A 12603-nucleotide genomic window follows, 5' to 3' on the forward strand; every position below is an offset into this window, starting at 1 on the left:
ACACGGATGCGCCGGTTTCTGCCAGCTCAGGTTTCAAAACGGTAATCCAGTTTATGAGATTCGCAAAACCCCGAAAAAGCGTCAACCTGATCCTCCGGTACCAGCACTCGTGCAGTAACACGCGCGCCATAGTCGATGGACTCCAGCTCGGCCGCATTGAGCTCACACCAGTGACGCAGTGGCTGTTCATCCGCAAAGCCCATGGACACATCAACCGCGGTGAGTGGCTTGTGATGAACCCTGCCGACCTCTGACAGCACACTCTCAGCAGCGCCGGCATACGCTCTTACCAGCCCGCCGGCACCCAGCTTAATGCCCCCAAAATAGCGGATGACCATCACCAGTACGTCACCCATGTCCTTGTGCTGAATCACATTGAGAATCGGCTTTCCGGCCGTTCCCGAGGGCTCACCGTCATCGTTCATTGCAGCTTCAGCGGCTGAGCCGGGGCGCCCGATCTGATACGCCCAGCAAATGTGCCGGGCATCCGGATGGTCCTGGTGCGCCTTTTCCAGCCAGGTTTTTACTTCATCCCGGTCATTTACAGGCGCAACCCGGGCAATAAACCGGCTCTTTTTGATTTCAGTTTCGCGCTCCAGGAAGCTTGCCGGTATCGGATAATCTTTTTTCATGATCGAATTTGTCATCTCCTCAGTTAACAGCAAAAACCGGCAACTGCACCACAAGCTCCAGGCCGCCCTGTTCTCGATTGCTCGCAGTTATACGCCCGTCGTGGGCCAGAACTATGTCTTTTGCAATTGCCAGGCCCAGCCCCCAGCCGCTACTTCCTCTGGATTCATCCGCCTGAAAAAACGGCTCAAAAAGATGCTCCAGGCTATCTTCTTTAACACCTGGCCCCTCATCGGCAACCGTCAGGTTCAGCCAGCCTGAAGACAGTGTCAGAGAAATACGAACCGCTTTCCCCGGTGGTGTATGATCCAGCGCATTCAACACAACATTCTCCATGGCCCGATGCAGCAGGCCTGCATCTCCCAGCACAGATACACCGGTTGTTTCAGGTGCTGAATGCAGCCTGCAGTCTACCCCTCTGTGTCTGGCATCAGACGCCCCATCCTGCAAAACCTGATTCAGCACCTCCAAAGGCCGGAGCGGCTCGCGGGCAATATCACCACCCTGTCCCGTAACCCGGTAGAGCGTCAGTATTTGCGCGGTCATGGCCTCAAGTCTTTCATTCTGGCGCAGGATACTCGCCATCAAATCAGCGTCCGCACCGTCGTCACTGGCCAGTTCAATGGCAATACGCTGGCGCGCCAGCGGCGTTCGTAAATCATGGGAGATATCCCGTAACAGCTGCTTTTGCCGGTCCAGCAGGGTGCAAAGCTGGTCCGTCATTGTATTAAACGCGGTTGCCAGGTGCCCTATCTCATCGCGCCGGGCGGCGATACGCTCATTTACCCGCAATTCTTTGTTACCCGCTGCAATAGCCTCTGCCGTTGCCTCCATATACCGCACAGGTCGCGATACAAAACGTGCAATCAACCAGCACGCGAGGGTGATCAGCACAAACGTTAATGCCATTTCCACAAGCCGGAAAACCCGGGGCTCCAGCCAGCCCTGTCCGTGCATTTTCGGCCAGGCAACCAGCCGGTATCCGTCGCTCAGTTCGATAATTGTGGGCTTTTGCCGATACCATCCGGAATTGAGCCGGGTGCGGATAGCCGCAGGCAGGCGGCTGTCGTCATCTGCATCTATCATGATCAGATGCAACCCCAGCTCATGGCCCTGCGTCTTCAAAAACCGATGGGCGGCGCTTCTGCCACGATCCTGTCGAATGGCCGTCACTTCAAAACCGAGACCGCGCAGCTCAAGCTGGCGTTCGATCGCTGCACGCTCTCGGTCCAGTAATAAAGCCGAGGCCAGCCCACTCAAAAGCATAGCGGCGGCCATGGCCAGCCAGATCAGTATAAAAATCCGCCAGAACAGCGGAATCATCAGCCGTCCCTTCATGCGGGCAACCTATAGCTGTAACCGAGGCCACGAACTGTCTCGATTCGTGGCGGGTCGTCGTTGCCCAGCTTTTTACGCAGATTACTGATGTGCATGTCCAGCGTCCGGTCGTAAGCTTCCAGGCGCCGCCCCAGTGCCCACTGCATCAGATCGGTTTTACGCACAACACTGCCCGCGCGGGCAAGCAGCACCTGTAAAATTTCATATTCCGTTGCCGTCAGGTCCAGCACCTTCTCATCCTGATACACCCGACGCTGCTCAGGCTCCAGGCGAAGGTCACCGTAGTTCTGGCCCGCATCCACATCCGTATGCTGCTCCCAGGCTATCCGGCGCAGTAAAGCCTGCAGCCGTGCAACCAGTTCCCGGGGGTTACAGGGCTTGGGAATATAATCATCCGCACCCACTTCAAAACCCACGATGCGATCGGTTTCATCGCCACGGGCTGTCAGCAGGATAACGGGCAGATGCGTACTGGCCCGTAACTGGCGAAGCACTTCCAGGCCGTTAATGTCAGGCAGCATGATATCCAGCACCACTATGTCGCAGTTCTGACCCAGTGCCAGAGCCAGACCATCTTCGCCGTTAGCTGCCTCACGCACCTGAAACCCCTGATTGCTGAGGTAACGGGCCAGCAGGACCCGCAGCTCTTCATCGTCCTCAATCAGTAATACCCGGTCTTGCATCCCCGCCTCCATAAGCCGATTCTGGGCTTTAACAAGTGCAAGTCTATCATGCTGCCATCACTGATATTTGCTAGCATGGCCGGGCTTTACAGAACCTTTACCAGCCATTGACGGCCTTTTACATTGCAGCAGGTATGATGGTCACATCGATTAAGGAGCCGCATCTGATGCAGGCTTAAACGCAAACGGACTTACCAGAGGTACTATTATGAAAACCCGAAAACCAGCCATTGTAACTGCCATGCTTGCTTCTGCCCTGTTAGTAGCCAGCCCTCTTACCCTGGCCCAGGGCCAGAACAACGAGGCCCGAAATCTCGACAGCCCCCGCCATCATATGCAAGGCCAGGGCCGGCACATGGAGGGCCAGCGGCAGCAAATGCGGGGACACGACCAGCACATGCAGGGCCGGCGCCAGCAAATGATGACAAAAGAGCAGCGAGCGCAACATCAGGCACAACGCCAGGCTCAGCACCAGCAGCAGTTGCTGGACCGCCAGGAGAGCCTGTTAAAGCGTCAGGAAGAGATCGCAGACCGTCTGAATCTGAACGACGAACAACGCAAGACCTGGAAGCAGATCCAGAAGGAGCAGGCCATGGAGCGCCAGAAGCGCATGATCGAAAGACAGTCTGAAATGCAGGAGCGCCGCATGCAGATGCAGAATTAAGTCTGCTGATGCGTTTGCCCTAACCATGTTCAAGGCACCTTCTGATGATTCACTGACCACGATCAGTGGCCCGGCTGACTGCCGGGTCACTGTGTGTCATTCAATCCAGGATATTTCCAGGGCCGACTGGCAACGGCTGGCCGGCCCGGATAACCCGTTTCTGCGCTATGAGTTTTTCCAGGCGCTGGAGCAGACAGGCTGCACGGCCCGGGAGACCGGTTGGCATCCCAGCCACCTGGTTCTCCACCAGCAGGATCGTATTACCGGAATCATTCCGGCTTTCCTGAAAAACCACTCCCGCGGCGAATATGTATTCGACTTTGCCTGGGCTCAGGCGTATGAACGCTACGGCCAGCCCTACTACCCCAAACTTGTAAGTGCCGTTCCTTTTACGCCTTCTCAGGGCCCGAGATTGCTGCTGGACGAACAACTGCGCAGAACTCTTGATGGGCCAGGCATCCAAGATCTTCTGGACCTGGTCATCAGGCAACTGGGCGCCCACTCCTGGCACCTGTTGTTTCCTGACGACCAGGACCAGCAGCTCCTGGAACATGAAAACCAGCTACACCGGCTGGGTTGCCAGTTCCACTGGCACAACCGGGGCTTCAACTGTTTCGATGATTTTCTGGGTGAACTTACCTCAAGGAAACGCAAATCCATTCGTAAGGAACGCCGGCAGGTAGCCGAACAGGGCATTACCTTCGCCCGGCTCCATGGGCATGAGATTCCGGACCATGTTCTTGCGGCGTTTTATGTGTTCTACCAGGCTACCTACCTGAAACACGGCCAACACCCTTACCTGAACCGGCGTTTCTTTGAGCAGTTACAGGCAACCATGCCGGAACACCTGCACTTGATCATGGCGGTAAAAGACGGGGAGATGATCGCTGGGGCATTGTTTCTGAGCAGTGACACGACTCTTTACGGTCGTTACTGGGGGTGCCTGGAGGAGTACAGCCACCTGCACTTTGAGACCTGTTACTACCAGGGCATTGAACTGGCGATCGAGCTGAACCTCCAGACTTTTGACGCAGGTGCACAGGGAGAGCACAAGCTGGTACGAGGCTTCGAGCCCGTGTTAACCCACTCCTGGCACGGAATCGACCATCCGGGATTCCATGACGCTATCGAAGCTTTCACATTTGAGGAGGCAGAACACGTCCGGCGCTATTACGCTGACGCCGTAAGCGTACTGCCCTTCCGGCAAGACAACGGAGCCGGGTAAGTTTTAGCCCGAGGCCCCGGCTCCGTATTAACCTATTCTAGCCTTCAATCCGGAAACCTATGTTCAGTGACACCTGATAGTGACCAACCTTGCCATCAACAATGTGTCCACGGGTTTCCGTTACTTCAAACCACTGCATGTTCTCAATACTTTTGGCTGACTCTGCGAGTGCGTTTTCTATAGCATTCTCGATACTCGTCTCAGAGGAACCTATGATCTCCACTTTTTTATAAACGTGATTATCAGACATTCGAAAGCTCCTGCACTTGATGACCTTCACCAAAAGCCTATAAGACAAATCCGGTTCCGGCAAATGACTCAGACAAGATAGCGCACCAGTGCTGCCGCGAGGATGCCGGCAGATATGGCAGGCAGAGGTTTCTTCAGAGCTAACATCACCACCGTCGTCACCGACAATGCCGCCAAAGCGCCTGCATCGCCAGCAAACGCCATAGGCACAACAATGGCGATAAGGACCGAACTGGCCATGGTATTGATAAAGCTTTCAACGCGCGGGCTTATCCGCACGAAGGACATGGCAAAGACGCCCCCGAGCCTGGTCACCAGAGTGACCAGCGTCATAATCACGATCAGTGCCAGAACACCGGCGGTCGTAGTCTCAATGGTCATGCCGCCTCCTCTTGTGCATCCGTCGGTTGTTTCTCAAGCCAGAAAAAGCCGACCACTCCACCAGCCAGGGCACCGGCAACCACATGGGTGTTGGCAGGCAACCACTTCCAGGCCGCAAGGGAAGCTGCTGCTGCCAGCCCCCAGGCAACCAGTACACGCAGGTTTTTCTTGCCGCCCAAAGCCATGGACAAAAGAAAACAGCCCAGCACCATATCCATCCCCAGACTCTTGGGGTTCTGAAAAAGACCACCAAAATAGACACCCAGCCAGGTACCTATAATCCACGCCAGCCAGAGCACCAGCCCACCGCCCAGAATGACCTCAAGATTATGCCTGCCACTCTGGTAATCCTGAGCCGCCACTGCCCAGTTAGCATCGGTAAGCAGGAGTATCAGCCCATAACGTTTTGCCGGAGAGACGTCTTTAAGCATGGGATAAAGAGAGGCGCCCATTAAAAGATGCCGGGAGTTAATGGCGAAAACCACAACCATTACCGGAATAACAGGTACCTCTGCGCCCCACATTTCAATCGCCGCAAACTGCGAAGCGCCGGCGAACATCAGGGTACTCATCAACAGGGTATCGAACGGGGCCAGACCTTTCTGCACAGCGGCAAGGCCAAAGGCTGCGCCGAATGCCACGACAAACAGAGAGATGGGGAGCATCCGCAGAAGTTCGGAACGAACCTTCGCGGGCTGGAATTGATAGGGATATGACGATTTTTTCATTTAGGCAAGCTAAGGAAGTTTCTCCGGCGCGCGTATCAGTAGTTTCCGCAATTCAGGCCAGGCTATGTGTCAGAGGTTCTGTCCGACTTATCCACCAGCCGAGCCCTGACACGAGGCGTACCAGCCCTGAAAATCGCAAGTGTTTATTCCCACCTGTTAAGATAGACGCTTTTCAGTTTCGCAACATAATGCCCGTTCAAGCCCAGGAAGAGATAACCCGATGACTGTATTCAGCCACCCCGAATTTGATGACCACGAACATCTGTCTTTTTTTTCTGATCCGGAAACCGGACTTAAGGCCATTGTTGCCATCCATAACTCCTCCCGCGGGCCGGCTCTTGGCGGTTGCCGGATGTTCCCCTATGCAGACGATGAGGCGGCGTTGCGCGATGTGTTGCGTCTGTCCCGGGGCATGACCTACAAATCCGCCCTCGCTAACCTGGACCTGGGCGGCGGCAAATCCGTGATTATCGGCGACCCGCACACGCAAAAAAGTGACGTTCTGCTGGAAGCCATGGGCAGACATGTGGAAGGGCTTGGCGGCCAGTACATTGCCGCGGAAGATTCCGGCACCAGTGTCGCCGATCTTAAAGTCATCGGCCGCCAGACCCGTCACGTTGCCGGCATAACCGAACATATTGCGTTCGACGGACAGCCAAGCAACGGCGACCCCTCGCCAACCACAGCCTATGGCGTGTTTGCGGGGCTGAAAGCGGCGGTAAAACATAAACTGGGCCGCGGGGACCTGACCGGGCTGAAGGTGGCTGTTCAGGGTGTCGGCAATGTGGGTTACCGACTCGCCCGGCACCTGAAAGAAGCCGGTGCAGAGCTGTGGGTTTATGATATTTATCGGGAAAATATGCAACGCGCAGTGGAAGAACTCGGCGCCCATCCAGCCTCAGCCGACGATATTCTGTTCTTGCCTGTCGACGTAATCGCGCCCTGCGCAATGGGCGCCGTGTTGAATGACACCAGCATTCCCCGGCTGCAGGCATCGGTCATTGCAGGCGCGGCCAATAACCTGCTGCAGCGTCCGGATCATGACCAGGCCCTGAAAGACCGGGGCATTCTGTATGCGCCGGACTTTGCGATTAACGCAGGTGGCATTATCGATGTATTCTACGAGAGCACCGGTGCGTCTCCGGAGGAGGTGCGCGCCCACGTGGAAGGTATTGGTGAAACTCTGACAGAGATTTTCACCCGCTCAGACAACACTGGCACACCCACGGGTGCGGTTGCCAACCTGCTTGCTGAAGAACGTTTCCGGAAGCACGATGAGGCCTCTGCACAGGCATACTGATTCTGCGGCCTTGCCCCATGATTGGCGGCGGGGAAAGGAGCTCGTTTAACGTGTCAATTCCACCGACCGAAAGCTGGAGTCTCCTGCAGGGGAGTCTGGTTTTTTTGGTGTGTGCAGCCATCATCGCAATTGCCGGAACCCGTATCACCCGGGTAGTCGATCAGCTGGCAGACCGCACCGGCATTGGCGAAGCGGCCGCGGGTGCTTTGCTGCTAGGCGCATCCACCTCCATGGGTGGTTCGGTTCTCTCAGTAACCGCGGCGTGGCATGGCAATGTGGAACTGGCTGTCAGTAACGCACTGGGGGGCATTGCCGTACAGACGTTTTTCCTGGCGGTTGCTGACATGGTTTACCGTCGCTCCAATCTGGAGCATGCCGCCGCGTCGGTTCCAAACATGATGCACAATGGGCTGCTCATCTGCCTGCTGGCTCTGATCCTCTTCGCACCCTACCTGCCAGACGTCACGGTTGGCGGAATACATCCGATCACGCCGGTTTTACTTGCTGTTTATTTTTACGGTATTTATCTGGTGCGCCAGGCCTCACAATCGCCCATGTGGCGCCCCTCCGTAACCCGGGAAACCCGTGAAGACACACCCGATGACGTGACGGAAATGCCGCCCCTGTCCCGCCTGTGGGTTGAGTTTCTGATACTGATGGCCATTCTGGGCATCGCCGGCTGGTCACTTGAGCCGGCAGCCACCGCAATCGCTGGCCAGACAAATCTGACACAGACGGTCGTCGGCGTGCTACTCACATCTGTCAGCACCTCAATTCCGGAACTGGTAACGTCCATTGCCGCTGTTCGCCGCGGAGCCCTCACTCTTGCGGTGGGTGGGATCATTGGCGGTAACGCCTTTGATACTTTGTTTACGGCGGCTTCAGATATTGCTTACAGGGAGGGGTCGATTTACCACGCCATGCCCGAGGACTCAAAGTTCTGGGTAGTACTTACATTGCTGATGTCAGGGATACTGATGATGGGGCTGATTCGCCGGGAGCGCGAGGGCATCGGGAAGATTGGCATGGAGAGTACAGTCATTATGGCGCTGTACGTTTTCGGGGTTGTGATGCTGCTCAGCGGCATCCAGGCCTCAGGTTAGCCAACCCCGGTTTGCGGCTGACTATAGCTGATCGAGTGAAGCCTTCAGAGTCCCTCCAATGCTCGCGTTCAACTTAAGGTCTGCCAGGCCCTCTGCCCGTGTCCGCCCCAGATTAAGGGTGGCGATCGGCTTCTCCAGGTCTTTGGCATAGCGACAGAAGCGGAACCCCGAGTACACCATCAGCGACGAGCCAATCACCAGCAGGCCATCGCTCTCTTTCAGTGCGTCCCGCGCTGACAGCACTCGTTGCCTGGGTACATAATCCCCGAAAAAGACCACGTCCGGTTTCAGGATACCGTCACACCGGGGGCAGTCTGCCAGGCGAAACCCGGAGAAATCCACCTCCAGATCCGCATCGCCATCCGGTGCGGTTCTGGCTCTGTAGTGCCCGAACCCGGGGTTCAGATCCGCGCAACGTTCATGCATGGCGTCCCGGGTGCAGCGGTACTCACAGCTCATGCACCGCACTTCATCCGCACGACCATGTAAGTCGCTGACCGCCTGTGTGCCGGCCTTCTGGTGCAGGCGATCGACATTCTGGGTGACCACCAGGCTGGCGTGGTTACGCTGTTCAAGGTCGGCGATGTGGTAATGGGCGGGGTTGGGTGTGGCATTGCGCATCACGGGCCAGCCTATCAGGCTTCGCCCCCAGTAGCGCTGACGGATGTGCCGGTTTTCCATAAAATCCTGGTGCTGAACCGGCTGTTTTCGTTTCCAGGCCCCCTCACCGTCACGGTAATCCGGAATGCCCGAGTCTGTACTGACACCTGCCCCGGTCAGAATCATCAGCCGTGGATGACGCTGAATAAAGTCAGCCAGCAGCTTTCCTGCCTGTTCCGGCTCATGCGAAACTGCAGGCTCGCGCAATTCCGGGAGACGCTGGTGCGCACTGAACGGTCGTGTACGGTGGGTGGTAACGGACATAAAACCTCCGACAGGCTCAGCCTGGCTTGCGGGCTACATAAACGGTATTGAACGACTCTCTGTTCTGGAACGGATTGTAGAAGCTTACGACATGGCAGACCACGTCGGTGAATACTTCCTTCAGTACGTCCATAAAGACGGGATCTTCGCCTTCATTGGACCACATAGCAAAGATACCACGGGGTTTAAGCTGTCTGGCCATGAGCGTGATATTGTCAGTGGTGTAAAAGCTGGCGCTCGAATCATTCAGCAGTGCCCGGGGCGAGTGATCAATGTCCAGCAAAATGGCATCAAACTGTTTGCCTGGGGCTTCGGGGTCAAAGCCGCCGCTCTCGGGGTCGGCAACGGCCAGGTCAAAGAAGCTGCCATGAACATAGCGGCTGCGGGCATCTGCGTTGAGGTCTTTTCCCAGGGGCACGTTCTCTTGCTGGTGCCAGCGGATCACCGGTTCCAGGTATTCGACGACCAGCAATTCCCCTACCCGTTCATGTCTGAGCGCAGCCACAGCGGTGTAGCCAAGGCCCAGGCCACCCACCACGACGCTCAGGTTGTCGCCTTCGGTTGCAGCCAGTCCGAGATCGGAGAGGGCCACTTCGGCGTCTACAAACATGCTGGACATGAGAAACTCTTCGCCGAGTTTCACTTCGTATATGTCCCGGTCGCCCAGTGCGGGAATGCGCCGGCGGCGGAGTGTGATTTCCCCGATTTCGGACGGTTGGCTATCAATTTGCTCGAATAGTCGTGCCACTCTGGTGCCTCGGTTTTTTTATGACTAGGTGTGTCCCGATCTTGTGCATTAACTTGGTAGCATGGTGCAGTCGCAGTTGGGTAACCTCTCCCCAAACACGCTCCTTGCGGCACATCCATGTGACGCTTGGGCTCCGCCATCCCTGGCTCCGCACAGTTTGGGGAGAGGTTACCCAACTGCTCGCCCGCTTACTCCCCTGTATTCGTGCTTCGCACATCTTTGGGCGTGATATCCATCAGTTCCTTAATTTATTTCTCAGCACCTTCAGTCGCTTTTAAACAGTTGCTCAGGATATCCCGCATTTTCTCCGCACCAAGCGTGTTCATCAGTTCAATATTCCGCTGCGGAATGCCATCCACATCCGGATGATTATCAATCGCGGTCTCCAGGCTGGCCTCACGCAACACATGAAGCATAGGGAACGGAGAGCGGTTGGTGTAGTTCTCCGCATCATCCGGCTTGGTGTCCGCAAACTGGTAGTTTGGATGGAAGCTGGCAATCTGATAAACACCTTCCATATCCAGATAAGCCAACAACCCATCTGCCGCGTCCAGAAACTCATTATAAGCCGCAAAATCCTGCAGTGCGTCGGGATGAATCAACAACGTCGTTTCCACATCCGGTTCGTCATCCAACCGCCGGAGCTCCGCTTGCAGCGCCTGGAGGAGTGATTCTTCGTTATCCGCTTCGGTTACCACAAAACGAACACGGCCCCGCACCAGTTCCCGTTTTGCGAAGGGGCAGAGGTTGTACCCAACAACGACATCTTCGACCCATTTCCGGGTTGTCTGAACTACTGTTCCTTCATTCACTCGCAAAACCCCTCGTTTTAAAGATCCAAACTCAGAAGTTCGAATCGGTCAGTCGGGCGGGACTGGCCAGCCCCGAAGTATGGCAAGACTTTAAAAGTAGCCTTGGCTTCGAAGATAATCATCATAGCTACCGCTAAAGTCAGTAATACCGTCAGGCGTCAACTCAATAACCCGGGTCGCCAATGAAGACACAAACTCCCGGTCATGGCTGACAAAAATCAGCGTCCCCGGGTAATTCTCAAGCGCCAGGTTCAGCGCCTCGATGGACTCCATATCCAGATGGTTCGTGGGCTCATCCATCAGCATCACATTCGGCTTTTGCAGAATCAGCTTGCCGAATAGCATGCGCCCCTGCTCACCACCGGAAATAACCCGCACCGATTTGCCGATGTCGTCGCCGGAGAACAGCATACGCCCGAGCGTGCCCCGCACCAACTGTTCCCCGCCTGTGGTCCACTGTGCCATCCAGTCGGTCAGGGTATCGTCTGAGGCAAAATCCGCCGTATGGTCCTGGGCGTAGTAGCCAACCTCTGCGCTGTCTGTCCACTTTATTTCGCCGCTGTCGGGCTGGTACGCACCGGCCAGGCACTGCAACAATGTGGTTTTGCCAATACCGTTGGGGCCAATGATCGCAACCCGCTCGCCGGCTTCAATTTGCAGGCTCAGTTCATTAAACAAAGTGTTGCCATCAAAGCCTTTGGTCAGGTCGCGAAGGGTGACGGCCTGGCGGTGCAGTTTCTTGCCTTGCTCAAACCGTATGAACGGGCTTACGCGACTGGAGGGTTTTACTTCTTCCAGCTGTATTTTATCAATCTGACGGGCACGGGAGGTGGCCTGTTTTGCTTTTGATGCGTTCGCGGAGAAACGGCTGACGAACTGCTGCAGCTCTGCAATCTGGGCCTTTTTCTTGGCGTTGTCGGCCTGCATACGCTCGCGGGCCTGGGTGGCTGCTGTCATGTATTCATCGTAATTGCCCGGGAACAGCTTCAGCTCGCCGTAATCCAGATCCGCCATGTGGGTACACACGCTGTTCAGAAAATGCCGGTCGTGGGAAATAATAATCATGGTGCTGCTACGTGCCACCAGGATGTTTTCCAGCCAACGGATAGTGTTTATATCCAGGTGGTTGGTGGGCTCGTCCAGCAACAACACATCCGGGTCTGAAAACAAGGCCTGTGCGAGTAAGACGCGGAGCTTCCAGCCGGGAGCCAGGTTGCTCATGGGGCCGTCATGCTGTTCCAGGGGAATATCCAGCCCCAGAAGCAACTCGCCTGCACGGGATTCCGCGGTATAACCGTCCATTTCGGCAAACTGGACTTCCAGATCGGCCACGGCCATGCCGTCTTCTTCACTCATCTCGGCCTGGGAGTAGATGCGGTCACGCTCGTTCTTAACGTGCCACAGTTCTTCATGACCCATAATCACCGTATCCATCACCGAGCAGTCTTCATAAGCAAACTGATCCTGTCTCAGTTTACCCAGGCGCACATTGGGCTCGAGCATGACCTGCCCTGCTGAGGGCTCCAGATCGCCGCCGAGAATTTTCATCAGGGTGGATTTGCCGGAACCGTTGGCGCCGATCAGCCCGTAACGATGGCCGTTGCCGAATTTTGCGGATACGTTTTCAAACAGGGGCTTAGCCCCGAACTGCATGGTAATGTTGGCGGTAGAAATCAAGAAACAAACCTATAGATGTGAGGGCCGGCGCTGAGCCGGCTGAAGAAAGCCGGCATTGTACAGGTTTGCCGCGGCAATCGTGAGGACGAACAAACACGGATAATAGGGGTTGCCACAGGCGTCAGGTACGGGCAGCATTCC

Annotated in this window: 14 protein-coding genes; 4 read left to right on the forward strand and 10 right to left on the reverse strand. The window is 56.0% G+C overall.

Translation table 11 applies throughout. The annotated features are described in order from the left end of the window. Window positions 1-26: 26 nt before the first annotated feature. From FFI95_RS13930 to FFI95_RS13940, 3 genes are read right to left on the reverse strand one after another with little or no spacing between them, the layout of a single operon-like run. Window positions 27-632, reverse strand: a complete 606-nt coding sequence (locus FFI95_RS13930; protein WP_144823718.1) for a YigZ family protein — start codon at window positions 630-632, stop codon at window positions 27-29. A 19-nt stretch (window positions 633-651) separates the two neighbouring features. Beyond that, a complete protein-coding gene (locus FFI95_RS13935; RefSeq protein ID WP_246069522.1) occupies window positions 652-1953 on the reverse strand; it encodes a sensor histidine kinase in 1302 nt (433 codons plus the stop codon). 11 nt (window positions 1954-1964) lie between these two features. Next, a complete protein-coding gene (locus tag FFI95_RS13940; protein ID WP_144823516.1) occupies window positions 1965-2651 on the reverse strand; it encodes a response regulator transcription factor in 687 nt (228 codons plus the stop codon). 208 nt (window positions 2652-2859) lie between these two features. Here FFI95_RS13940 and FFI95_RS13945 point away from each other — a divergent pair, with 208 nt between their 5' ends. Together FFI95_RS13945 and FFI95_RS13950 are read left to right on the forward strand one after the other, a co-directional pair. Further along, a complete protein-coding gene (locus FFI95_RS13945) occupies window positions 2860-3315 on the forward strand; it encodes a hypothetical protein (protein WP_144823518.1) in 456 nt (151 codons plus the stop codon). Between the two features lie 25 nt (window positions 3316-3340). After that, a complete protein-coding gene (locus FFI95_RS13950) occupies window positions 3341-4540 on the forward strand; it encodes a GNAT family N-acetyltransferase (protein WP_144823520.1) in 1200 nt (399 codons plus the stop codon). A gap of 37 nt (window positions 4541-4577) precedes the next feature. Here the strand turns inward: FFI95_RS13950 and FFI95_RS13955 are convergent, their stop codons facing one another. From FFI95_RS13955 to FFI95_RS13965, 3 genes are all read right to left on the reverse strand, one after another. After that, window positions 4578-4790: a dodecin gene (locus tag FFI95_RS13955; RefSeq protein WP_144823521.1), complete on the reverse strand. Its 213-nt coding sequence runs from the start codon at window positions 4788-4790 to the stop codon at window positions 4578-4580. A 68-nt stretch (window positions 4791-4858) separates the two neighbouring features. Next, window positions 4859-5170: an AzlD family protein gene (locus tag FFI95_RS13960; RefSeq protein WP_144823523.1), complete on the reverse strand. Its 312-nt coding sequence runs from the start codon at window positions 5168-5170 to the stop codon at window positions 4859-4861. Continuing rightward, on the reverse strand, window positions 5167-5898 hold the full coding sequence (locus FFI95_RS13965) for an AzlC family ABC transporter permease (RefSeq protein ID WP_144823524.1): 732 nt from the start codon (window positions 5896-5898) through the stop codon (window positions 5167-5169). The genes FFI95_RS13960 and FFI95_RS13965 overlap by 4 nt, the downstream gene beginning before the upstream one ends. 220 nt (window positions 5899-6118) lie before the next feature. Here FFI95_RS13965 and FFI95_RS13970 point away from each other — a divergent pair, with 220 nt between their 5' ends. Next, window positions 6119-7198, forward strand: a complete 1080-nt coding sequence (locus FFI95_RS13970) for a Leu/Phe/Val dehydrogenase (RefSeq protein ID WP_144823526.1) — start codon at window positions 6119-6121, stop codon at window positions 7196-7198. Between the two features lie 50 nt (window positions 7199-7248). Beyond that, window positions 7249-8301 (forward strand): sodium:calcium antiporter, encoded by a 1053-nt coding sequence (locus FFI95_RS13975; protein WP_246069523.1) that lies wholly within the window; start codon window positions 7249-7251, stop codon window positions 8299-8301. Between the two features lie 21 nt (window positions 8302-8322). On the opposite strand, the gene FFI95_RS13980 is transcribed toward FFI95_RS13975, so the two are convergent. The 4 genes from FFI95_RS13980 to FFI95_RS13995 all read right to left on the reverse strand — a co-directional run bounded on the left by FFI95_RS13980 (window position 8323) and on the right by FFI95_RS13995 (window position 12462). Beyond that, window positions 8323-9225, reverse strand: a complete 903-nt coding sequence (locus FFI95_RS13980; RefSeq protein WP_144823528.1) for an NAD-dependent protein deacetylase — start codon at window positions 9223-9225, stop codon at window positions 8323-8325. A 16-nt stretch (window positions 9226-9241) separates the two neighbouring features. Continuing rightward, a complete protein-coding gene (locus tag FFI95_RS13985) occupies window positions 9242-9973 on the reverse strand; it encodes a polyamine aminopropyltransferase (protein WP_144823530.1) in 732 nt (243 codons plus the stop codon). Between the two features lie 248 nt (window positions 9974-10221). Then, on the reverse strand, window positions 10222-10785 hold the full coding sequence (locus FFI95_RS13990; protein WP_144823532.1) for a DUF1415 domain-containing protein: 564 nt from the start codon (window positions 10783-10785) through the stop codon (window positions 10222-10224). 90 nt (window positions 10786-10875) lie between these two features. Continuing rightward, window positions 10876-12462: an ABC-F family ATPase gene (locus FFI95_RS13995; RefSeq protein ID WP_144823534.1), complete on the reverse strand. Its 1587-nt coding sequence runs from the start codon at window positions 12460-12462 to the stop codon at window positions 10876-10878. Between the last annotated feature and the right edge of the window lie 141 nt (window positions 12463-12603).

It is taken from the genome of Marinobacter piscis, from assembly GCF_007671655.1.
In the GTDB taxonomy this organism is placed as follows: domain Bacteria; phylum Pseudomonadota; class Gammaproteobacteria; order Pseudomonadales; family Oleiphilaceae; genus Marinobacter; species Marinobacter piscensis.